Source organism: Actibacterium sp. MT2.3-13A (genome assembly GCF_018139985.1).
In the GTDB taxonomy this organism is placed as follows: Bacteria; Pseudomonadota; Alphaproteobacteria; order Rhodobacterales; family Rhodobacteraceae; genus JAGSOU01.
Genome location: NZ_JAGSOU010000003.1, coordinates 246483 through 268439 on the forward strand (window position 1 = coordinate 246483; position 21957 = coordinate 268439).

Here is a 21957-nt window from a genome sequence, read left to right on the forward strand (position 1 = left end):
ATGAACGCAGCCGCCACCAAGCTTCCCACCGATGTGGGCCCGATCCATTTCGTCGGCATCGGCGGCATCGGCATGTCGGGCATCGCCGAGGTGCTGCTGAACCTCGGCTACACGGTGCAGGGGTCGGACCTGAGGGCGACCAGGATCACCGACCGACTGAAGGAACTCGGCGCCACGATCTACGAGGGCCAGCGCGCCGAGAACCTCGAGGGGGCGGAGGTCGTGGTGATCTCCTCGGCCATCAAGCCGGGCAACCCCGAGCTGGACGCGGCGCGCGCGCGCGGCCTGCCGGTCGTGCGCCGGGCCGAGATGCTGGCCGAGCTGATGCGCCTGAAATCGAACGTCGCGGTGGCGGGCACCCATGGCAAGACCACCACCACGACGCTGGTGGCCACCCTGCTGGACAAGGGCGGTTTTGATGCGACCGTCATCAATGGCGGCATCATCCACGCCTACGGCTCGAACGCGCGGATGGGCGCGGGCGAGTGGATGGTGGTCGAGGCCGACGAGAGCGACGGCACCTTCAACCGCCTGCCCGCGACCATCGCCATCGTCACCAATATCGACCCCGAGCACATGGAACACTGGGGCAGCTTCGACAACCTGCGCCGCGGCTTCCTCGATTTCGTGTCCAACATCCCGTTCTACGGGCTGGCGGTGTGCTGCACCGACCACCCCGAGGTGCAGGCGCTGGTGGGCCGGATCACCGACCGCCGCGTGGTGACCTTCGGTTTCAACGCGCAGGCGGACGTCCGCGCGGTGAACCTGCGCTACGAGGCGGGTGTCGCGCATTTCGACATCGCGCTGCAATCCGAAGGCAAGGTGATCGAGGGCTGCACCCTGCCGATGCCGGGCGATCACAACGTGTCGAACGCGCTGGCCGCGGTGGCGGTGGCGCGGCATCTGGGCATGAAGGGCGGCGAGATCCGCGAGGCGCTGGCCGGTTTCGGCGGCGTGAACCGCCGCTTCACCAAGGTCGGCGAGGTGAACGGCGTCACCATCATCGACGATTACGGCCACCATCCGGTCGAGATCGCGGCGGTGCTGAAGGCCGCGCGCCAGGCCTGTTCGGGCCGGGTGATCGCGGTGCACCAGCCGCACCGCTATTCGCGGCTGCATGCGCTGTTCGACGATTTCTGCTCGTGCTTCAACGACGCCGACGTGGTGGGCATCGCCGAGGTCTATGCCGCGGGCGAGGACCCGATCGAGGGCGCGACCCGCGACGACCTGGTGGCCGGGCTGATCCGCCACGGCCACCGCGACGCCCGCGCCATCCGCTCCGAGGACGAGCTGGAACAGCTGGTCCGCGCGGAGACCCGGCCGGGCGACATGGTGGTCTGCCTCGGCGCCGGCACGATCTCGGCCTGGGCGAACCGGCTGCCCGGGCGGCTGAAAGGCTAGGGTGGCGATGGCGGAGGCGCTCAAGCGGCAACTGGGACTTGGGCTGCTGATCGCTTACGGCGTGGGCATCATGGTGGGCGCCGGCATCTATGTGCTGGTGGGCGCGGCGGCCGGGGCCGCCGGGATCTGGGCGCCGCTGTCGTTTCTGCTGGCGGGTCTGGTCTCGGTGCCTACGGCGCTGAGCTTCGCCGAACTGTCGGCGCGCATCCCCGAGGCGGCGGGCGACAGCTCCTATGTCGAATTCGGGCTGCACCGGCACGGGCTGGCGGTCCTCGTCGGCTGGATCAACGTGGTGGCGGGCACGGTGGCCTCGGCCGCCGTTCTGCGCGGCGGCGTGGGCTACCTGACATCGGTGTTGCCGGTCGGCTTCGAGGTGGCGGTGATCGGGCTGGGCCTGGGCCTGACCCTGATCGCGCTGATCGGCGCGCTGGAAAGCCTGGTCTTCGCCGCCCTGATGACCGTGGCCGAGGTGATCGGCCTGCTGCTGGTCAGCTGGGTCGGGCTGACGGCCGCGCCGGTGGCGGAATGGACCGCCCCCGCCGCCCCGCAATGGAGCGGCGTCGCCGCGGCGACTCTGTTCGCCTTCTTCGCCTTCATCGGCTTCGACGACCTTGTGAACATGGCCGAGGAGACGCGCCGCCCCGAGCGCACCATGCCGCGCGCGATTCTGATCGCGCTGGCGATCACCGCGGTTCTCTACATGACCGTCTCGCTGGCCGCCGTCCGAACCGTGGACCGCGACCTGCTGGGCGTGAGCGAGCGGCCGCTGGCGCTGGTCTGGGAGACCGCGACCGGGCGCAGCGCCGCCTTCCTGTCGCTGATCGCGGTGGCGGCGGCGCTGAACGGGGTGCTGGCGCAGATCGTGATGGCGGCGCGGGTGCTCTACGGTCTCGGCAAGCGCTCGCCGGGGCTGCGGCTGTTCCGCCATGCCCATCCGCGCTTCGGCACGCCGGTCTTGGCGACGGTGGTGATCGGGGCGGTGGTGATCGGCGCGGCCCTGGCGATGCCGGTGGCGGCGCTGGCCGAGGTCACTTCGCTGGCGCTGCTGATCGTCTTCGCGATCGTCAACGCGGCCCTGATCGGGCTCAAGCGCCAGGCGCCCGAGGCGCCGTTCCGCGTGCCGGCCTATGTGCCCTGGCTGGGGCTGGCCGGCTGCGTCGCCGCCTTTGCCGCCGCCACGCTGGCGGGGGGAGGTGGGGCATGACCCTGTCGCTGGTCCTGGCCTGCGTCTGGGCGGTTCTGGCCTGCGTGATCGCGGCGCTGCCGCCGCGCGCCCACTGGCCCGCCGCCTATGGGCTGATCGCGCTGGGCATTCCGTTGCTGGGGTTCGTCACCTATCAGAACGGCCCGTTCTGGGGGTTGCTGGTGCTGGCGGGCGGCGTGTCGCTGCTGCGCTGGCCGGTGATCCGCCTGGGCCGCTGGTGCGCGGGGAAATTGCGCGTTAAACGTCCCTGAGCGCAAGCGAAGGGGGCCGCAGATGGGCATCACGATCATTCTGGTTTACGCCACCTGGGGCATCGCGCCGGTGGTGGTCTATCAGGCGCTGATGGCGGGGCTGAAGGGCGAGGGGCGCGGTTTCGCGATCCTCTTCGCGATCTACGCCGCCGCCGTTGGGGTGACCTGGGCCAGCCTGACGGCGGATCTGGCGCGCACCGGCTTTGGCCCGGTCAGCCCGCCCGCCGTGATCGCTCCGGCGGTGGCGACGGCGGTGCTGTCGGCGGCGCTCTATGTCCTGGGACGCAAGGCGGGAGCCGACAAATGAGCCAGATGCCCGAGGTGCGCGGCACCCTGACCCCGAACCGCCCGCTGAACGACCTGACCTGGCTGCGCGTGGGCGGGCCGGCGGACTGGCTGTTCCAGCCCGCCGATCTGGACGACCTGCGCGATTTCCTCGCCGCGCTGGACCCGTCGGTGGCGGTGTTCCCGATGGGGGTGGGCTCGAACCTGATCGTGCGCGACGGCGGCATCCGCGCGGTGGTGATCCGGCTGGGGCGCGGCTTCAACGGGATCGCGGTCGAGGGCACGCGGGTGACTGCGGGCGCGGCGGCGCTGGACGCGCATGTGGCGCGGCGGGCGGCGGCGGGGGGGGGCGACCTGACCTTTCTGCGGACCATCCCCGGCGCGATCGGCGGCGCCGTGCGGATGAACGCGGGCTGCTATGGTACCTATGTCGCGGATGTCTTCGTCGAGGCCAGGGCGGTGACGCGGACGGGCGAATTGGTGACGCTGACGGCGGATGACCTGAATTTCCGCTACCGCCAGACCGACCTGCCCGAGGGCTGGGTGCTGGTCGAGGCCACATTCGAGGGGAGCAGGGGCGACCCGGCGGAACTGGAGGCGCGCATGGCCGAGCAACTGGCCAAGCGCGACGCCACCCAGCCCACCCGGGACCGCAGCGCCGGCTCGACCTTCTGCAACCCGGCCGGGTTCAGCTCCACCGGGCGGGCGGATGACGTGCATGACCTGAAGGCGTGGAAGGTGATCGACGACGCGGGGCTGAGGGGCTTTTCCATCGGCGGCGCGCAAATGTCGGAAAAACATTCCAATTTCTTGATCAACACCGGCGCGGCCACCGCCCGCGACCTCGAAGATTTGGGCGAGGAGGTCAGAAAAAGGGTTTTCCAGAACAGCGGAATAGAGCTAGTATGGGAAATCATGCGGGTCGGCGAACCGGCCCCGGAATAACAAGATGCAAGAGCCACGCATAAGGCTCTGAAAGAGGCACAAGTGGCGGGTATGTCGAGCAGGGCAACCCCCAAGGTGGCGGTACTGATGGGCGGGCCCTCGGCTGAGCGCGAGGTGTCGCTGTCCACGGGGCGTGAATGCGCCGCCGCGCTGGGGCAGGCGAATTACGAGGTGGTCGCGGTGGATGCCGGGCCGGACCTCGCGCTGCGCCTGTCCGAAATCCGACCCGATGTCGTGTTCAACGCGCTCCACGGCCGCTGGGGCGAGGATGGCTGCGTGCAGGGGCTGCTGGAATGGATGCGAATCCCCTATACCCATTCCGGCGTGCTGGCCTCGGCGCTGGCCATGGACAAGGAACGCACCAAGACCGTCTACCGCGACGCCGGCCTGCCGGTCGCGCCCAGCGTGCTGGCGCGCGCCAGCGAGGTGCGCGCGCGGCATGTGATGGCGCCGCCCTATGTGGTGAAACCCTATAACGAGGGTTCCTCCGTCGGGGTCTATATCGTGCACGAGGCCGCCGAGGCCCCGCCGCAGCTGGCCTCCGAGATGCCCGATCTGGTGATGGTCGAGGCCTTCGCGCCGGGGCGCGAGCTGACGGTCACGGTGATGGGCGAGCGCGCGCTGTGCGTCACCGACATCATCACCGAGGGCTGGTACGACTACGACGCGAAATACCGGCCCGGCGGATCGCGCCATGTGCTGCCGGCCGAGCTGCCTGAGGCGATCACCGCGGCCTGCCTCGACTACGCGCTGCGCGCGCATCGAGCGCTGGGCTGCCGGGGTGTCAGCCGCACCGATTTCCGTTGGGACGAGGCGCGGGGGCTCGATGGGCTGGTGCTGCTGGAGACCAACACCCAGCCGGGCATGACGCCGACCTCGCTGACCCCCGAACAGGCGGCGCATTGCGGGATATCCTTTCCCGCGCTCTGCGCCTGGATGGTGGAGGACGCCTCATGCGACAGGTGAGCGCGCCGCGCCGCGACCCGGCACCCAGCCGCTGGTCCTACCGGCTGCACCGGCTGTGGCTGACGCCGCTGTTCCGGGTGCTGCTGCGCACCGGCCTGCCCGCCTTCTGCCTGGTCTTCGCGGTGGGCGTCTGGATGTCGGACCAGGGCCGGCGGGACGACCTGCGCGCCACGGTCCTCGAACTGCGCCGCTCGATCCAGGAGCGGCCGGAATTCATGGTCCGGCTGATGGCGGTCGAGGGCGCCTCGGCCGAGCTGGACGGCGATATCCGCGAGATCGTGCCGGTGGATTTCCCGATCTCCAGCTTCGATCTGGATCTGGAGGAGATGCGCCAGACCATCACCGGGCTGGACGCGGTGAAATCGGCGCAGCTGCGGATCCGCCCCGGCGGCATTCTCAGCGTCGAGATCACCGAGCGCACGCCGGCGATCATCTGGCGCGGCCCCTCGGGGCTGGAGCTGCTGGACGGCGAGGGCCACCGGGTGGGCCCGCTGACGGGCCGCGCCGCGCGGCCCGATCTGCCGGTGATCGCGGGGCAGGGGGCCGACCTCCATGTCGCGCAGGCGCTGGAGCTGGTCGCCGCCGCACGCCCCATTGCGCACCGCATCCGCGGGCTGGAACGCATGGGCGAGCGGCGCTGGGACGTGGTGCTGGACCGCGGCCAGCGCATCCTTCTGCCCGAGGACGACCCCGTGCCGGCGCTGGAGCGCGTGATCGCGCTGGACGGCGCCGAGGACATGCTGACGCGCGATCTGCTCGCCGTGGACATGCGTAACAGCGCCCGCCCGACCCTGCGGCTGGCGCCCCGTGCCGTCGAGGAATACCGGCGGCTGCAACTCATCGAGGCAGGAGCAACCAACGGATGACCGATCTCTATCAGTCGCAATGTGCCATGCGCCGGATGCGCAAACAGGCGATGGACCGGGGCGTGATCGCAATTCTCGACGTCGGGACATCCAAGATCGCCTGCCTGGTGCTGCGTTTCGACGGGACCGACCGTTTCCGCGGCGCCGACGGCGTCGGCTCGCTGGCCGGCCAAAGCTCGTTCCGGGTGATCGGGGCGGCGACCACGCGCTCGCGCGGGGTGCGCTTCGGCGAAATCGACGCGATGAACGAGACCGAGCGCGCGATCCGCACCGCGGTGCAGGCGGCGCAGAAGATGGCCAATGTGCGGGTCGATCATGTGATCGCCTGCCTGAGCGGCGCCGCGCCGCGCTCCTACGGGCTGGACGGCTCGGTCGTGCTGGAGGACAGCATGGTCAGCGAGCAGGACATCGCCCGCGCGCTGGCCTCCTGCGAGATGCCGGACATCGGCGAGGGGCGCGAGGTGCTGCATGCCCAGCCGGTGAATTTTGCGCTCGATCACCGCTCGGGGCTGAACGACCCGCGCGGCCAGATCGGCAACCGCCTGTCGGTGGACATGCACCTGCTCAGCGCCGAGGCCAGCGCGCTGCGCAACCTGCTTTATTGCATCAAGCGCTGCGACCTTGAGTTGGCGGGGGTGGCGAGTTCGGCCTATGTCTCGGGCATCTCCAGCCTGGTCGAGGACGAGCAGGAGCTGGGCGCGGCCTGCGTCGATCTGGGCGGCGGCACCACGGGGCTGTCGATCTTCATCAAGAAGCACATGATCTATGCCGACTCCGTGCGGCTGGGCGGCGATCACGTCACGCAGGACATCTCCAAGGGCCTGCAGGTGCCGCTGGCGGTGGCTGAGCGGATCAAGACCTTCCACGGCGGCGTGGTGGCCACCGGCATGGACGACCGCGAGATGATCGAGGTCGGCGGGGACACCGGCGACTACGAGCATGACCGGCGCAGCTTCAGCCGGGCCGAACTGATCGGCATCATGCGCCCCCGCGTCGAGGAGATCCTCGAGGACGTGCGCGCGCGGCTGGACGCGGCGGGGTTCGAACACCTGCCCAGCCAGCAGATCGTGCTGACCGGCGGCGGCAGCCAGATCCCCGGCCTCGACGGGCTGGCCAGCCGCATCCTGGGCCAGCAGGTGCGCCTGGGCCGGCCGCTGCGCGTGCAGGGCCTGCCGCAGGCCGCGACCGGTCCGGCCTTCGCCTCGGCCGTGGGGCTGTGCCTGTTCGCCGCGCATCCGCAGGACGAGTGGTGGGATTTCGACATTCCGGTGGAGCGCTACCCGGCGCGCTCGCTCAAACGGGCGGTGCGTTGGTTCCGCGACAACTGGTGACGCTAGATAAGGGGGGATCGGCGAAATACCGCTGGAACAGCGTGCCGTTTCCCCATATTTTGTGCCAAATTCGCGTTTTTTTCGTGACCGACTCTGCCGTAACGGTTAGGATTGAGCGAAAATAGGCCGCCCGGCGGCAACGTGATCGGTAAAAAAGAACAGGCGGACAGATCAATGACATTGAACCTGACAATGCCCGAGCAGGACGAGCTCAAGCCCCGTATTACCGTGTTCGGCGTGGGCGGCGCCGGGGGCAATGCGGTCAACAACATGATCGAGAAGCAGCTGGAGGGGGTCGAGTTCGTCGCGGCGAACACCGACGCCCAGGCGCTGCAGCAGTCGAACGCGCCGGCCAAGATCCAGATGGGCCTCAAGGTGACCGAGGGTCTGGGCGCCGGCGCGCGGCCCAGCGTGGGCGCGGCCGCCGCCGAGGAGACGATTGAGACCATCGTCGATCACCTGGCCGGCTCGCACATGTGCTTCATCACCGCCGGCATGGGCGGCGGCACCGGCACCGGGGCGGCCCCGATCATCGCCCAGGCCGCGCGCGAACTGGGCGTGCTGACCGTGGGCGTGGTGACCAAGCCCTTCCAGTTCGAGGGCGCCAAGCGGATGCGCCAGGCCGAGGAGGGCGTCGAGGCCCTGCAGAAGGTCGTGGACACGCTGATCATCATCCCCAACCAGAACCTGTTCCGCCTCGCCAATGAAAAGACCACCTTCACCGAGGCGTTCTCGATGGCGGATGACGTGCTTTACCAGGGTGTGAAGGGCGTGACCGACCTGATGGTGCGGCCCGGCCTGATCAACCTCGACTTCGCCGACGTGCGCGCGGTGATGGACGAGATGGGCAAGGCGATGATGGGCACCGGCGAGGCCACCGGCGAGGATCGCGCGATCCAGGCCGCCGAAAAGGCCATCGCCAACCCGCTCCTGGACGAGATCAGCCTGCGCGGCGCCAAGGGCGTGCTGATCAACATCACCGGCTCCTACGACCTGACCCTGTTCGAACTGGACGAGGCCGCCAACCGCATCCGCGAGGAGGTGGACCCGGAGGCCAACATCATCGTCGGTTCGACGCTCGACACCGCGATGGAGGGCACCATGCGCGTGTCGGTCGTCGCCACCGGCATCGACGCCTCGAACGTGCACAAGGAGACGCCGGTCGCGCGCCGCCGCCTGGCCGAGCCGCTGCAGCCCGCCGCCGAGGCCGAGCCCGCGCCGGCCCCGGTCGAGGCCCCGGTGATGGAAGAGCCGCAGCCCGAGCCCTCGCTGTTCGCGGGCATCGACCAGCCGGTCGCGGCAGAGCGGGCCGACGACATCTACGGCCGCCAGGTCACGGACGACCTGCCGCCGCCGGCCTACCAGCCGCAGGCGGAGGCGCCCGCCGCCCGCCATTTCGAGCCGGAGCCCGAGCCCGAGCCCGAGGCCGGCTTCGTGGCGCCCCGGCCGCGCGCGCCGGGCACGCCCTCGCCCGAGGCGCTGGCGCGTCTGCAGGCGGCGGTGTCGAAGGCCCCCCGCAGCGGTCAGGCCGCAACCGCGCGTCCCGTCGCGCCGACCCGCCCGGCCGCGCCGGCCGCCGCCGAGAAGGCGCGCTTCGGCATCGGCTCGCTGATCAACCGCATGGCCGGGCACGGCCACGACGCGGCTCCCGAGCGCGGCGTCCAGACCGCGCGCCAGCAGCCGCCGATGCATGGCTACGAGGACGAGAACGAGCTCGATCCCGAGCAGGAGCGCATCGAGATCCCGGCCTTCCTGCGCCGCCAGGCCAACTGACAATATTCCCTGACGTGGGGGCGGGAAGGGTCGGTTTTGCCGGCCCTTCTTCTTTGAGAATTCAGGAGGTTAGGGGGGTGCCCCGGCGGGGTGGCAAGAATCTGCCGACGGCCTCCTCCCTATGTTTCAGCACGTTGCAAAGATTGAGTTGAGCCTCCGGCCCCCGGCAATTAGGTCAGTCTCGCCGGGACCGCGAAACGCCCGGCGTAAGTGAACAGGTGCGATTTGCAGACCACGATCAAGACCCCGGCAAGCTTCACCGATGTTGGTCTCCATTCCGGGCGCCCGGTGCGCATGGTGGTGCGGCCCGCGTCGGCCGAATACGGGGTCTGGTTCCGCCGCACCGACGTCGTCGGCGTCGACAATCTGATCCCGGCGCGCTGGGACGCGGTTATGCCCTCGCGGCTCTGCACCAAGCTGGTCAACGCTCAGGGCGTCGAGGTCTCGACGGTGGAGCATGTGATGGCCGCGCTTGCCGGCTGCGGCATCCACAACGCCCTGATCGACATCGACGGACCCGAGGTGCCGATCCTCGACGGCTCGGCTGCGCCCTTCGTCGCCGCTTTCATGGCGCGCGGGCTGCAGGAACTCGAGGCGCCGGTGCGGGCGATCCGCATTCTCGAAACGGTCGAGGTCAGCGACGGCGCCGCGCGCGCCCGGCTCAGCCCCGCCGACACGCTGGAGATCGATTTCCACATCCACTTCGCCGACGCCGCGATCGGCCGGCAGGAAAAATCCCTGAACATGGCCAACGGTGCCTTCGTGCGCGAGCTGTGCGACAGCCGCACCTTCTGCCGCCAGGCCGATGTCGACGCCATGCGCGCCAACGGGCTGGCGCTTGGCGGCACGCTGGAAAACGCCGTGGTGGTCGAGGACGACAAGGTGCTCAGCCCCGGCGGGCTGCGCCACGAAGACGAGGCGGTGCGCCACAAGATGCTGGACGCGCTGGGCGACCTGGCGCTGGCCGGCAGCCCGATCCTCGGCCGCTACGAGGGGCACCGCGCGGGCCATGCGCTGACCAACCGCCTGCTGCGGACGCTTTTCGCCCGTCCGGGCGCCTTCCGAATGGTCACCTGCGATGGCCAGATGGCCTGCCGGCTGCCCGGCGCGGGGCTGCGCCAGGCCGATCTGCGCGCCGTCGCCTGAGGGCGCGCGAATTCCGCCCAAAGGCGTTTTGCAGCGGATTTTTCTGTGCTAACAGACAACGACCACCGCGTGGGCCCGCCCGGCGCGGCAACAGAATTCGGGGTTAGCAGGTCATGGCGATTTTCAGCGCGCGCGCGGGTTTGGCAGGAGCGGTTTCGGCGCTGGTGATTCTGTCGGCCTGCGGCCCGATCGGCAGCAACCGCCCCAAGCCGATGGAAGATTTTTCCGCCGAGCAGATCTATGTCATGGCCGAATACGAGCTGGAAAATTCGCGCAAGGCCGAGGAGGCCGCGCGGCTCTTCGGCGAGGTCGAGCGGCTCTATCCCTATTCGGAATGGGCACGGCGCGCGCTGATCATGCAGGCCTATGCCTATCACAAGGATCGCAATTACGAGCAGAGCCGCGCCACCGCGCAGCGCTTCATCGATTTCTACCCGGCCGACGAGGACGCCGCCTATGCGCAATACCTGCTGGCGCTCAGCTACTACGACCAGATCGATCTGGTGGGCCGCGACCAGGGGCTGACCTTCCAGGCCTTGCAGGCGCTGCGCACGGTGATCGAGCGCTACCCCGACAGCGAATACGCGAAATCGGCGGTGCTGAAATTCGACCTCGCCTTCGACCATCTCGCCGCAAAGGAGATGGAGATCGGCCGCTACTACCTCAAGCGCGGCCATTTCACCGCCGCGATCAACCGTTTCCGCGTGGTGGTCGAGGATTTCCAGACCACCACCCACACCGCCGAGGCGCTGTTCCGCCTGATCGAGGCCTATCTGTCGCTGGGTCTCGACGACGAGGCGCAGACCGCGGGCGCGATCCTCGGCCACAACTTCCGCGCCACCGAGTGGTATGAGGACGGCTACAACCTGCTGACGGGCAAGGGCCTGGCGCCCGAGGCCAAGGGCACCTCGTGGCTGCGCACCATCCATCGCCAGATGATCCGCGGCGAATGGCTCTGATCCGGGGGAGCTGAGCCATGCTGCGCAGTCTCGACATCCGGGACATGCTGATCATCGACCGGCTCGAGCTGGAGTTCCAGCCGGGGCTGAACGTGCTGACCGGCGAGACCGGGGCGGGCAAGTCGATCCTGCTGGATTCGCTGGGTTTCGTGCTGGGCTGGCGCGGCCGGGCCGAGCTGGTGCGCGCCGGCGCCGAGCAGGGCGAGGTGGTCGCCGTGTTCGAGCTGCCCGAGGATCACGCCGCCCACGCGGTCCTGGCCGAGGCCGGACTGCCCCGCGGCGAGGAACTGATCCTGCGCCGGGTGAACACCCGCGAGGGGCGCAAGACCGCTTGGATCAACGACCGACGCGCCTCGGGCGAGGTGCTGCGCGCGCTGTCGGACACGTTGGTCGAACTGCATGGCCAGCAAGACGACAGGGGCCTGCTGAACCCGCGCGGCCACCGCCTGCTGCTCGACGAATTCGCGGGGCTGGGTCCCCGGATCGCGACCTGCCGCGCCGCCTGGCGCGACCTGGCCGCGGCCCGCAAGGAGCTGGCGGGGGCGCAGGCCGCGCTGGACGCGGTGCGCGCCGAGGAGGATTTCCTGCGCCACGCGGTGGGGGAGCTCGACAAGCTGGACCCGCAGCCGGGCGAGGAGGCCGAGCTCGACACCCGCCGGCGCATGATGCAGGCCGCCGACCGCATCCGCGAGGATGTCGCTCGCGCGCTGTCCGCGATCGGCCACGAGGGCGCCGAGGGGCGGATGGGCGACGCGCTGCGCTGGCTGGAGGGGGCGGCCGACAGCGCCGAGGGGCAGCTCGACGCGCCGCTGGCGGCGCTGGAGCGCGCGCTGACGGAACTCGGCGAGGCGCAGCAGGGCGTGGAGCGCTTCCTGGACGCGCTGGCCTTCAACCCGGCCGAGCTGGAAGAGACGGAGGAGCGCCTTTTCGCCATTCGCGGGCTGGCGCGCAAGCACGGCGTGCTGCCCGACGATCTGGGCACCTTCGCCGAGGATCTGCGCGCGCGACTGACGCGGCTCGACGCGGGCGAAAGCGCCATCGCGGCGCTGGAACAGGCGGTGCGGCAGGCCGAGGCCGCCTATGACGCGGCGGCGGCCGATCTGACCGCGCGGCGCACGCAGGCGGCGTCGGCGCTGGATGCGGCGATGGCGGCGGAACTCGCCCCGCTGAAGATGGAGCGCGCGCTGTTCGAGACGCAGCTTTCGGCGGCCGAGCCGGGGCCGGAGGGGCGCGACGCGGTGGCCTTTACCGTGGCCACCAACCCCGGCGCGCCGGCGGGGGCGCTGAACAGGATCGCCTCGGGCGGCGAGCTCAGCCGCTTCCTGCTGGCGCTGAAGGTCTGCCTGACCAAGGGCACCAGCGGCGTGACCATGATCTTCGACGAGATCGACCGCGGCGTGGGCGGGGCCACGGCGGACGCGGTGGGCCGCAGGCTGGCGCAGCTGGCGCAGGGCGCGCAGGTGCTGGTGGTGACCCATTCGCCGCAGGTGGCCGCGCTCGGCGGGCATCACTGGCGGGTGGAAAAGCGGGTCGAGGACGACATGACGCTGTCCACCGTTCTGGCGGTGGCGGGCGACGCGCGGGTGGACGAGATCGCGCGGATGCTGTCGGGCGACACCATCACCGACGAGGCCCGCGCCGCGGCGCGGGCCCTGCTGGCGGGCTGACCCCGCATTTTCGACAAAAGTCGGGGTAACGCTCAGTTCCCGCGCACGACCTTGCCGGGGTTCAGGATGTTCGCGGGGTCGAGCGCGCGCTTGATCTCGCCCATCACCTCCCAGCCTTGCCCGTGTTCGGATTCCATGTAGCCCAGCTTGCCCATGCCCACGCCGTGTTCGCCGGTCACCGTGCCGCCGAGGGTCAGCGCGCGTTCCACCATCCGGCCCGACAGCGCCAGCGCCTCCTCCATCTCGGCCCGGTTGCCCTGCTCGACCAAAAGGATGGCGTGGAAATTGCCGTCGCCCACATGGCCCAGGATCGGGCCGGGGATGGAGGATTGCGCGATGTCGGCGCGGGTCTCCTCGACCGCCTGGGCGAGGCGCGAGATCGGCACGCACATGTCGGTGACGACCGCCGTGGCGCCCGGTTTCGAGGCCAGGATCGACCAGTAGGCGCGGTGGCGCGCCTCCCACAGGGCGTTGCGCTCCTCAGTCTTGGAGGACCAGCGGAAATCGTGGCCGCCGAAGTCTTCGACCAATGCGCCGAAGCTCTCGGCCTGCTCGGCCACGCCGGCCTCGGAGCCGTGGAATTCGACCATCAGATGCGGCATCACCGGCAGCCCGGTGTTCGACGCGGCGTTCACCGCGGCGACCGAGGCGGCGTCGAGGAACTCGATCCGCGCCATCGGGATGCCCATCTGGATGGTGGCGATCACGCAGTCGACCGCCGGGCCGATCTCGTCGAAGGCGCAGAGCGCGGACGAGATCGCCTCGGGCTGGCCCTGCAGGCGCAGCGTCAGCTCGGTGATCAGGCCCAGCGTGCCCTCGGAGCCCACGAACAGCCCCGTCAGGTCGTAGCCCGCGCTGGATTTGCGCGCCCTTGTGCCGGTGCGGATCACGCGGCCGTCGGCCAGCACCACCTCCAGCGCCAGCACGTTGTCGCGCATCGTGCCGTAGCGCACCGCGGTGGTGCCTGAGGCGCGCGTCGCGGCCATGCCGCCAAGCGAGGCGTTGGCGCCCGGATCCACCGGGAAGAACAGCCCCGTCGCGCGCAGCTCCTGGTTCAGCGCCTCGCGGGTGCAGCCGGGCTGAACGGTCACGTCCATGTCCTCGGGGTTGACCCGCAGCACCTTGTTCATCCGCCCGAAATCCACCGTCACGCCGCCGCGCGTGGCCAGCGCGTGCCCCTCAAGCGAGGTGCCGGCACCCCAGCCGGTCACCGGCACGCCGTGCCGGGCGCAGATTTGCACGATCTGCGAGACCTCGTCGGTGGTTTCGGGATAGGCCACGGCCTCGGGCGGGGCCGGGGGGAAATGGGTCTCGCTGGCGCCGTGGGCGGCCAGATCGGACTTGGAGCGGCTCAGCCGATCGCCTAGAAGTTGGGACAGGGCGGACAGGGCCTCTTGGGTGGACATCGCTTCCTCCTGGGGGTGGGACGCCGGGCACCCTAGGCCAGTCGGGCGGCCGGGGAAAGCCCCCGGCGGCATGCGGCCGCAAGGAAAGCGACGCCCGCGTGGGACGGCCGATGAATGGGCTCTTGAGCGAATGGATCGACGCGCTCTTCCTGGCGGCGCGCAACGCCTGGGGCGTGTTGCGCCAACGCGGGCCGTCGCAGTTCCAGTTCTGGCTGATCGCGCTGCTGATCGGCATCGGGGCGGGCTTCGCCGCGCTGTTTTTCCGAATGGGAATCAACGCGCTGCAGAGCGCCCTTTACGGGATCGAGGACCCGCGGCTGCTGCACAGCTTCGCCCAGACCCTGCCGTGGTACTGGATCCTGCTGATCCCGGTGGTGGGCGGGCTGGCGGTGGGGGTGATCCTGAACCGCTTCACCCCTGACGGGCGGGTGCGCTCGGTCGCCGACGTGATCGAGGGGGCGGCGCTGCACCAGGGCCGGGTCGAGGGCCGGGCCGGTGTCGCCTCGGCGCTGGCGTCGCTGATCACGTTGTCCTCGGGCGGCTCGTCGGGCCGCGAGGGGCCGGTGGTGCACATGGCCGGGGTGATCTCCAGCTGGGTGTCGGACCGGATCAAGGCCGACGGCATCACCGGGCGCGACCTGCTGGGCTGCGCGGTGGCCGCCGCCGTCTCGGCCTCGTTCAACGCGCCGATCGCGGGCGCGCTGTTCGCGCTGGAGGTGGTGCTGCGCCATTTCGCGGTGCATGCCTTCGCGCCTATCGTGATCGCCTCGGTGGCGGGCACCGTGATCAGCCGGCTGGAATTCGGCAATGTGACCGAGTTCCACCTGCCGGCCGAGGGCAGCCTGGTGTTCTATGTCGAACTGCCGGCGTTCCTGCTGCTGGGGCTGATGTCGGGACTGGTGGCGGTCGTGCTGATGAAGTCGATCTTCTGGGCCGACAACCTCGGATCGGCGGTGCAGAGCCGCCTGGCCATTCCCGGCTGGCTGCGCCCGGGCGTGTCGGGGGCGATGCTCGGGGCGCTGGCGATCTGGTTCCCGCATATCATCGGAGTTGGCTACGAGACCACTTCGGCGGCGCTGACCGGCGAACTGGCGTTCCGCGAGTTGGTGATCTTCGCCATCCTCAAGACGGTCGCGGTCGCGATCACATTCGCCGGGCGCATGGGGGGCGGGGTGTTCTCGCCCTCGCTGATGGTGGGGGCGCTGTCGGGGCTGGCCTTCGGCATCGTCGCGACCTCGATCTTTCCCAATGTCTCGGGGTCGGAGACGCTCTATGCGCTGGCCGGCATGGGGGCGGTGGCCGCCGCCGTTCTGGGCGCGCCGATCTCGACCACGCTGATCGTGTTCGAACTGACCGGGGACTGGCAGACCGGGCTTGCCGTGATGGTGGCGGTGTCGATGTCCACAGCGGTCTCGACCCGGCTGGTCTACCGCTCGTTTTTCCTCACCCAGCTTGAGCTGCGTGGCAAACATGTGGCGGCGGGTCCGCAGGCCTATCTGCTGGGGATCTATTCAGCCGGGGTGCTGATGCGCGGGGTCGAGGGGCCGCGCGCGGCCTCGGAGGAGGCCTGCCGCGACCTGATGGAGCAGGGCATCTCGCTGCGCCCCGAGGCCACCCTGGAGGAGGCGATGCCGATCTTCGAGGAATGGGGCCACAGTTTCATCCCCGTGGTCCGCCCCGCCGCCGGCGAGGGCGCGCCCGAACTGATGGGCGCGCTGTTCCATGTGGATGCGCTGAAGGCCTACAACCGCGCGCTCTGCGACACGGCGGCCGAAGAGCATTCGTGACCGCTAGATGCGTTCGACGGCCACCTTGGGGCCGGTGTAGAAGGCGATGTGATCCTTGATCCTGGCCGCGGCCTCGGTCGGGTCCTCGTAGGACCAGGCGGCGTCCTTCAGGGTTTCGCTCTTGGTCTCGATCGAGAAATAGCTGGCCTCGCCCTTGTGCGGGCAGGTGGAGCGGCTGTCCGAGCTGTCGAGAAAGGCCATCGCGATGTCCGCGCGGGGGAAATAGATCACGGGTGCCCTATCGCCTTCCACAAGTTCCAGCGCGTTCCGGCTCTCGCCCAGAACGGCGCCCCCGGCGCGCACCACCCAGGTGCCCTCGGCCTTGTGGATCTTGATATGTTCAACCATGCGTTTCCCCGCTTTCCAATCTTCACATGTCTATGCGTGCCGTTCATGACAGGTTCGTGAAGGGCTGGCTAGGGGGCCGGGTGTCACAGGGGCGCGGTGGCCCGGCTCAGCCAGTCGCGCGCGACCCCGGACAGGCGCGGGCCGATCTTTTCGGCGACCTCGGCGTGATAGGCGTTGAGCCACTCGCGTTCCTCCGGGCTGAGCATCTCCGCCACGATCAGGCGGCGGTCGATGGGCACGAAGGTGAGGGTGCGGAAATTCAGCATCTCGCGTTCGTCGCCACCCGCGAGCGGCGGCGCGGGCTGGACCACGATCAGGTTCTCGATGCGGATTCCGAAGGCGCCCTCGCGGTAATATCCCGGCTCGTTGCTGAGGATCATGCCCGGCTCAAGGGCGACATCGCTGATCCGCGACAGCCGCTGCGGCCCCTCGTGCACGCTGAGATAACAGCCCACGCCGTGGCCGGTTCCGTGGTCGTAATCCTGCCCGGCCTGCCACAGCGCGTAGCGCGCCAGCGCGTCGAGGTCGCGCCCCGCCAGCCCCTTGGGAAAGCGCGCCCGCGAGATCGCGATCATGCCCTTCAGGACGCGGGTGAAGCAGCGCTTCTCCTCTTCGCCTACATCGCCCACGGCGATGGTGCGGGTGATGTCGGTGGTGCCGTCGAGATATTGCCCGCCGCTGTCGATGAGCAGCAGTTCGCCTGGTTTCACCTCGCGGTTGGTCTCGGTGGTCACCCGGTAATGCACGATGGCGCCGTTGGGGCCGGCGCCGGCGATGGTGTCGAAGCTGATGTCGCGTAGCCTGTTGGTGTCGCGGCGCATGGTTTCCAGCTCGGTCACCACGTCGATTTCGGTCAGCGGGGCCTGCCCGGCCGTGACGTCGAGCCAGGCCAGGAACTCGCAGACCGCCGCGCCGTCGCGCAGATGCGCCTCGGCGCTGCCGGCGATCTCGGCCGCGGTCTTGCAGGCCTTGGGCAGGAGGCAGGGGTCTGCGCCCCAGTCCAGCGACACACTGTTCTCGGCCAACTGCGCCGAGACCCAGAGCGGCGCGCTGGCCTTGTCCAGCCGCACCGGCCCGGTCAGGCTGCGCAGGCCGGGCCCGAAGGCCTCGGGCGGGCGCAGGGTGATTTCCTCGCCGAGATGGGCGCGCAGCGCGGCGTCGCATTTCGCGGGGTCCGCGAACAGGGTCAGCCGCGCGTCGTCGTGCAGGATGGCGAAGGCATGCGGCACCGGGTTGCGGGCGACGTCGCAGCCGCGCACGTTCAGCAGCCAGGCGATGGAATCGGGCAGGGTGAGCACGGCGGCCTTCTGCCCCGCCTCGCGCAGCGTCGCCGCGATGCGGGCGCGTTTTTCGGCGTGGGTCTCGCCGGCCAGATCCTCGGGGTAGGGGGTGATCGCGCCCATCGGCGGGCCGGGCTGGTCGGGCCAGATCCGGTCGATCAGGTTGTCGGTCTCCGACAGGGTAATGCCGCTGTCCTTGAGCGCGGCCAGCAGTTTCTCGATCTCCTCGAAACTGTGCAGCCAGGGGTCGAAGCCGATGGTGCCACCGTCGGGCAAATGCGCCTTGAGCCAGTCGGCCAGCCGGGTCTCGGGCCAGTTGACCGGGGTGAAGGCCCCGGCCAGCTGCTGGCGCACCTGCACGCGGTAGCGCCCGTCCACGAACACGCCCGCGACATCGGCCAGCACCCCGGCGAAGCCGGCCGAACCGGTGAAGCCCGTCAGCCAGGCCAGTCGCTCGTCGCGCGGGGCGACATATTCGCCCTGATGGGCATCGGACCGCGGCACGAGAAAGCCGTCGAGCCCCGCCTTGACCATCTCGGCCCTGAGCCGCGCCAGCCGCGGCGGACCCTGCTCGGGGCGGGCGGAGGCGTCGAAGCTCTGGAACATCACACGGCCTTCTTGATGCCGAGGAACCGGGCGCGGGCGCGGCGGTCGTGGTCGAAGAGGCTGGCCAGTTGCTCGGTCATGGCGCCGGCGAGCTGCTCGACATCGGTGATGGTGACGGCGTGCTCGTAATAGCGGGTCACGTCATGGCCGATGCCGATCGCGATCAGCTCGACGGCCTTGCGGCGCTCGACCATGGCGATCACGTCGCGCAGGTGTTTTTCCAGGTAGTTGGCGGGGTTGACGCTGAGCGTCGAGTCGTCGACCGGCGCGCCGTCCGAGATCACCATCAGGATCTTGCGCGCCTCGGGGCGGAACAGCATCCGCCGATGCGCCCATTCCAGCGCCTCGCCGTCGATGTTCTCCTTCAAGAGCCCCTCTTTCATCATCAGGCCGAGGTTGTTGCGGGTGCGCCGCATCGGCGCGTCGGCCTTCTTGTAGACGATGTGGCGCAGGTCGTTGAGCCGCCCCGGCGCCTGCGCGCGACCCTCGGCCAGCCATTTCTCGCGGTTCTGGCCGCCCTTCCAGGCGCGGGTGGTGAAGCCCAGGATCTCGACCTTCACGTCGCACCGCTCCAGCGTGCGGGCCAGCACGTCGGCGCAGATCGCGGCGATCGAGATCGGCCGCCCGCGCATCGAGCCTGAGTTGTCCAGCAGCAGCGTCACCACGGTGTCGCGGAACTCGGTGTCCTTCTCCATCTTGAAGCTGAGCGGGGTGGTCGGGTTGGCCACCACGCGCGCCAGCCGCCCGGCATCGAGGATGCCTTCCTCGAGGTCGAATTCCCAGCTCCGGCTCTGCTGCGCCTGAAGCCGGCGCTGCAGCTTGTTGGCCAGCCGCGACACCGCGCCCTTGAGCGGTTCGAGCTGCTGGTCGAGATAGGCGCGCAGGCGCTCCAGCTCGGCCGGTTCGGCGAGGTCCTCCGCGGGGATTTCCTCGTCGAAGTCGGTGGTGAAGACCTTGTAGTTCGGATCGGCAGCGGAATGCGGCGGCGGCGCGGGGGGCTCCAGCGGGGCCTCGCCCTCGGGCAGCTCGGCCTCCTCGGACATCTCCATCTCGGCCATGTCGTCCATCGAGACCTGCGCCTCGGCGGCCTCCATGCTTTCGGCCTGGTCCTGGTCGGGCTGGGCCTCGGCCTCCTCGGTGCTCTGGTCCTGGTCCTCGCCGGTGGTGTCGGGCTGCTCCTGCTGCTCCTCGGTCTCCTCGGACTGCTCCTCGCTCTCTTCCTCGAGGTCCGGGTCCTCGCCGAGCTGGTCGCCATAGCCCAGGTCCTTGATCACCTGGCGGGCGAAGCGGGCGAAGGCGGCCTGGTCGGCGAGCGTCTCGTCGAGCGCGTCCAGCGTGCCGCCGGCCTGCTGCTCGATGAAGCCGCGCCACAGTTCCATAACGTTCTGCGCGCCCTCGGGCAGGGGGCGGCCGGTGGCGAGGTGGCGGATCAGGTAGCCCGCGGCGGTGGCCAGCGGCGCGTCGGCGGCCTGCGTGATCTGGGCGTAGCCCTTGCGCTCGGCCTCGGTGCGGATCATCACGTCGATGTTGGAGGCGGTGCCGGGCATGGCGCGGGCGCCCACGGCCTCGCAGCGGGCGGTCTCCATCGCCTCGTAGAGGGCGCGCGCCATCTCCCCCTGGGGGGCGTAGCGGGCATGGGTGGCGTCGTTGTGATACCGGCGCCGCAGCGCCAGCGCGTCGGCGGTTCCGCGCGCCAGCAGCACCTCGTCGCGGGTCATGCGGCGGCTGACCTGGGGCAGGCGCATCGCCTCGCCGGACAGGCCCGGCGGATCGATCGAATAGGTGATGCCGAGATCCGGGTCGTCGGCCAGCACCTTGGTCGCCTCGGCCAGCGCCTTCTTGAACGGATCTGCGGGGTTGTCGGATTTCTGGATCATGCGTTCTCGGTCCATTGCGGGCGCCCTGCCGCCAATCTAGGACCTATCGGAAGGCTTGACCATAGGGCGGTGGAAGGCCCCTGGGGGCGATCGCGTGGGGGGAGGCTGGGGGCTGTCTGCCCCCAGACCCCCGAGGATATTTGGCGCCAGAAGAAAGGGGGGCGGAAGAAAAATGCCGTCAGCCCAGGCTCATGCTGGCGGCGCTTTCCGGCAGTTCCTCGTCGAAGCAGCGCTGATAGAACTCGGCCACGGTCTGGCGCTCAAGCTCGTCGCATTTGTTGAGGAAGGACACCCGGAAGCCATAGCCCACGTCGCGGAAGATCGAGGCGTTCTGCGCCCAGGCGATCACCGTGCGCGGGCTCATGACGGTGGAGAGCTCGCCGTTCATGAAGGCGGTCCGCGTCAGGTCGGCCACGGTGACCATCTGGCCGACGATCTTGCGCCCCTTCTCGGTGTTGTAGGTGGGGTTCTTGGCCAGCACGATATTGGTCTCGGCGTCGTGGCTGAGATAGTTCAGCGTGGCCACCAGAGACCAGCGGTCCATCTGGCCCTGGTTGATCTGCTGGGTGCCGTGATAGAGGCCGGTGGTGTCGCCCAGGCCGATGGTGTTGGCGGTGGCGAAGATGCGGAAATACTTGTGCGGCGTGATCACCTCGTTCTGGTCGAGAAGCGTCAGCTTGCCGTCCACCTCCAGCACCCGCTGGATCACGAACATCACGTCGGCGCGGCCGGCGTCGTATTCGTCGAACACGATGGCGGTGGGGTTGCGCAGCGCCCAGGGCAGGATGCCCTCCTGGAACTCGGTTACCTGCACGCCCTCGCGCAGCTTGATCGCGTCCTTGCCGATCAGGTCGATCCGGGAGATGTGGCTGTCGAGGTTGACGCGCACGCAGGGCCAGTTGAGGCGCGAGGCGACCTGTTCGATGTGGGTCGATTTACCCGTGCCGTGATAGCCCTGGACCATCACCCGGCGGTTGAAGGCAAAGCCCGCCAGAATCGCCAGCGTGGTGTCGGGGTCGAACTTGTAGGTCGGGTCGGGATCGGGCACGCGGTCGGAGGGCGCCTCGAACCCCTTGACCACCATGTCCGTGTCGATGCCGAACACATCGCGGACAGAGATTTCTTCGGTGGGTTTTGCGTTGATATCCATGGTGCCGTCTGCCGTCCTTCGCCTCGTCAATCGGCGCGCGGTCGCGCGCCGCTTCAAATTCAGTTGATCAAACATTTGGGGCATATCGGCCGCGGGTGCAAGGGCAAGGCGGCAGTCCGCGGGACGGCGCGGGCCGGGGACGGGCATTCGCCACACGCGCCGGTGCCCGGATCGTGAACGCGCGGCCTGGCCCGATGGGCTATGCTGCGCCTGCGGGGCCGTCCCGCGAACCGAGGAGGTGGAGATGAAGCGCCGAACCTTCCTGAGCCTCGGCGCCGCCGCGCTGGCGCTGCCCGCGCGGGCCGGGGAAAGCTTCGAGATCACCCGCACGCAGGCCGAATGGCGCGCCATGCTCAGCCCGCTGGAATACAAGGTGATGCGGCGCGAGGGCACTGAGCGCGCCTTCTCCAGCGCGCTGAACGACGAGAAGCGGGCGGGGATCTATCACTGCCGGGGCTGCGATCTGCCGCTTTACGATGCCGCCGCCAAGTATGACAGCGGCACCGGCTGGCCGAGCTTCCGGCAGGCGCTGCGCGACGCGGTGGCCACGCGGCCGGACCGCGGCTTCCTCATGGTTCGAACCGAAGTGCATTGCCGCCGCTGCGGCAGCCATCTTGGCCATGTCTTCGACGACGGGCCGCCGCCCACCGGCAAGCGGCACTGCATCAACGGAGTGAGCCTGGTGTTCCGCCCGGCCTGAGGGCGCCGC

19 protein-coding genes are annotated in these 21957 nt (G+C 69.6%); 14 read left to right on the plus strand and 5 right to left on the minus strand.

Annotated features, from left to right (window positions below; genetic code table 11):
• From murC to recN, 12 genes are all read left to right on the plus strand, one after another.
• The gene (gene murC / locus KCI33_RS04710; RefSeq protein ID WP_212523599.1) at positions 1-1401 is read left to right on the plus strand and encodes a UDP-N-acetylmuramate--L-alanine ligase; all 1401 of its coding nucleotides are present in this window, start codon (positions 1-3) and stop codon (positions 1399-1401) included.
• Positions 1402-1408: 7 nt separating this feature from the next.
• Complete coding sequence (locus tag KCI33_RS04715) at positions 1409-2605, plus strand: APC family permease (RefSeq protein WP_212523600.1); 1197 nt, start codon at positions 1409-1411, stop codon at positions 2603-2605.
• Positions 2602-2856, plus strand: a complete 255-nt coding sequence (locus tag KCI33_RS04720; RefSeq protein WP_212523601.1) for a DUF2484 family protein — start codon at positions 2602-2604, stop codon at positions 2854-2856. Before KCI33_RS04715 ends, KCI33_RS04720 begins: the two co-directional genes overlap by 4 nt.
• Before the next feature lie 22 nt (positions 2857-2878).
• Entirely contained in the window at positions 2879-3163 is a 285-nt protein-coding gene (locus KCI33_RS04725) for a hypothetical protein (protein WP_212523602.1), read from the plus strand.
• A complete protein-coding gene (murB, locus tag KCI33_RS04730; RefSeq protein ID WP_249138908.1) occupies positions 3160-4086 on the plus strand; it encodes a UDP-N-acetylmuramate dehydrogenase in 927 nt (308 codons plus the stop codon). Before KCI33_RS04725 ends, murB begins: the two co-directional genes overlap by 4 nt.
• Before the next feature lie 42 nt (positions 4087-4128).
• On the plus strand, positions 4129-5052 hold the full coding sequence (locus KCI33_RS04735) for a D-alanine--D-alanine ligase (RefSeq protein ID WP_212523603.1): 924 nt from the start codon (positions 4129-4131) through the stop codon (positions 5050-5052).
• Positions 5040-5918, plus strand: a complete 879-nt coding sequence (locus KCI33_RS04740; RefSeq protein ID WP_212523604.1) for a cell division protein FtsQ/DivIB — start codon at positions 5040-5042, stop codon at positions 5916-5918. The genes KCI33_RS04735 and KCI33_RS04740 overlap by 13 nt, the downstream gene beginning before the upstream one ends.
• A complete protein-coding gene (gene ftsA / locus KCI33_RS04745) occupies positions 5915-7249 on the plus strand; it encodes a cell division protein FtsA (protein WP_212523605.1) in 1335 nt (444 codons plus the stop codon). Before KCI33_RS04740 ends, ftsA begins: the two co-directional genes overlap by 4 nt.
• A 174-nt stretch (positions 7250-7423) precedes the next feature.
• Positions 7424-9022 carry a cell division protein FtsZ gene (gene ftsZ / locus KCI33_RS04750; protein WP_212523606.1) on the plus strand — a complete coding sequence of 533 codons (1599 nt, stop codon included), beginning with the start codon at positions 7424-7426 and terminating at the stop codon, positions 9020-9022.
• 225 nt (positions 9023-9247) lie between these two features.
• Positions 9248-10168 (plus strand): UDP-3-O-acyl-N-acetylglucosamine deacetylase, encoded by a 921-nt coding sequence (lpxC, locus tag KCI33_RS04755; protein WP_212523607.1) that lies wholly within the window; start codon positions 9248-9250, stop codon positions 10166-10168.
• 113 nt (positions 10169-10281) lie between these two features.
• Positions 10282-11127 (plus strand): outer membrane protein assembly factor BamD, encoded by an 846-nt coding sequence (locus KCI33_RS04760; protein ID WP_212523608.1) that lies wholly within the window; start codon positions 10282-10284, stop codon positions 11125-11127.
• Between the two features lie 17 nt (positions 11128-11144).
• Positions 11145-12794, plus strand: coding sequence for a DNA repair protein RecN (gene recN, locus KCI33_RS04765; protein WP_212523609.1), 1650 nt, complete (start codon positions 11145-11147; stop codon positions 12792-12794).
• A gap of 32 nt (positions 12795-12826) precedes the next feature.
• Here recN and KCI33_RS04770 read toward each other — a convergent pair whose 3' ends face one another.
• Entirely contained in the window at positions 12827-14200 is a 1374-nt protein-coding gene (locus tag KCI33_RS04770) for an FAD-linked oxidase C-terminal domain-containing protein (RefSeq protein ID WP_212523610.1), read from the minus strand.
• A 110-nt stretch (positions 14201-14310) separates the two neighbouring features.
• Here KCI33_RS04770 and KCI33_RS04775 point away from each other — a divergent pair, with 110 nt between their 5' ends.
• The gene (locus KCI33_RS04775) at positions 14311-15987 is read left to right on the plus strand and encodes a chloride channel protein (protein ID WP_212523611.1); all 1677 of its coding nucleotides are present in this window, start codon (positions 14311-14313) and stop codon (positions 15985-15987) included.
• A gap of 3 nt (positions 15988-15990) precedes the next feature.
• Here KCI33_RS04775 and KCI33_RS04780 read toward each other — a convergent pair whose 3' ends face one another.
• The 4 genes from KCI33_RS04780 to cobS all read right to left on the minus strand — a co-directional run bounded on the left by KCI33_RS04780 (position 15991) and on the right by cobS (position 21248).
• Complete coding sequence (locus KCI33_RS04780) at positions 15991-16335, minus strand: DUF427 domain-containing protein (RefSeq protein ID WP_212523612.1); 345 nt, start codon at positions 16333-16335, stop codon at positions 15991-15993.
• 83 nt (positions 16336-16418) lie between these two features.
• A complete protein-coding gene (locus KCI33_RS04785; RefSeq protein WP_212523613.1) occupies positions 16419-18221 on the minus strand; it encodes an aminopeptidase P family protein in 1803 nt (600 codons plus the stop codon).
• Entirely contained in the window at positions 18221-20098 is a 1878-nt protein-coding gene (cobT, locus tag KCI33_RS04790) for a cobaltochelatase subunit CobT (protein WP_212523647.1), read from the minus strand. Before cobT ends, KCI33_RS04785 begins: the two co-directional genes overlap by 1 nt.
• A gap of 178 nt (positions 20099-20276) precedes the next feature.
• Positions 20277-21248 (minus strand): cobaltochelatase subunit CobS, encoded by a 972-nt coding sequence (cobS, locus tag KCI33_RS04795; protein ID WP_249138910.1) that lies wholly within the window; start codon positions 21246-21248, stop codon positions 20277-20279.
• A gap of 244 nt (positions 21249-21492) precedes the next feature.
• Here cobS and msrB point away from each other — a divergent pair, with 244 nt between their 5' ends.
• Positions 21493-21948, plus strand: a complete 456-nt coding sequence (msrB, locus tag KCI33_RS04800) for a peptide-methionine (R)-S-oxide reductase MsrB (protein ID WP_212523615.1) — start codon at positions 21493-21495, stop codon at positions 21946-21948.
• The last annotated feature ends 9 nt before the right edge of the window (positions 21949-21957 follow it).

Coding starts and splice junctions, on each gene's coding strand:
- KCI33_RS04720 (WP_212523601.1), top strand. CDS start 2,602: ATGACCCTGTCGCTGGTCCTGGCCTGCGTCTGGGCGGTTCTGGCCTGC.
- recN (WP_212523609.1), top strand. CDS start 11,145: ATGCTGCGCAGTCTCGACATCCGGGACATGCTGATCATCGACCGGCTC.
- murB (WP_249138908.1), top strand. CDS start 3,160: ATGAGCCAGATGCCCGAGGTGCGCGGCACCCTGACCCCGAACCGCCCG.
- KCI33_RS04770 (WP_212523610.1), bottom strand. CDS start 14,200: ATGTCCACCCAAGAGGCCCTGTCCGCCCTGTCCCAACTTCTAGGCGAT.
- KCI33_RS04775 (WP_212523611.1), top strand. CDS start 14,311: ATGAATGGGCTCTTGAGCGAATGGATCGACGCGCTCTTCCTGGCGGCG.
- KCI33_RS04780 (WP_212523612.1), bottom strand. CDS start 16,335: ATGGTTGAACATATCAAGATCCACAAGGCCGAGGGCACCTGGGTGGTG.
- cobT (WP_212523647.1), bottom strand. CDS start 20,098: ATGATCCAGAAATCCGACAACCCCGCAGATCCGTTCAAGAAGGCGCTG.
- msrB (WP_212523615.1), top strand. CDS start 21,493: ATGAAGCGCCGAACCTTCCTGAGCCTCGGCGCCGCCGCGCTGGCGCTG.
- cobS (WP_249138910.1), bottom strand. CDS start 21,248: ATGGATATCAACGCAAAACCCACCGAAGAAATCTCTGTCCGCGATGTG.
- KCI33_RS04725 (WP_212523602.1), top strand. CDS start 2,879: ATGGGCATCACGATCATTCTGGTTTACGCCACCTGGGGCATCGCGCCG.
- KCI33_RS04740 (WP_212523604.1), top strand. CDS start 5,040: ATGCGACAGGTGAGCGCGCCGCGCCGCGACCCGGCACCCAGCCGCTGG.
- KCI33_RS04760 (WP_212523608.1), top strand. CDS start 10,282: ATGGCGATTTTCAGCGCGCGCGCGGGTTTGGCAGGAGCGGTTTCGGCG.
- KCI33_RS04785 (WP_212523613.1), bottom strand. CDS start 18,221: ATGTTCCAGAGCTTCGACGCCTCCGCCCGCCCCGAGCAGGGTCCGCCG.
- KCI33_RS04715 (WP_212523600.1), top strand. CDS start 1,409: ATGGCGGAGGCGCTCAAGCGGCAACTGGGACTTGGGCTGCTGATCGCT.
- ftsA (WP_212523605.1), top strand. CDS start 5,915: ATGACCGATCTCTATCAGTCGCAATGTGCCATGCGCCGGATGCGCAAA.
- murC (WP_212523599.1), top strand. CDS start 1: ATGAACGCAGCCGCCACCAAGCTTCCCACCGATGTGGGCCCGATCCAT.
- ftsZ (WP_212523606.1), top strand. CDS start 7,424: ATGACATTGAACCTGACAATGCCCGAGCAGGACGAGCTCAAGCCCCGT.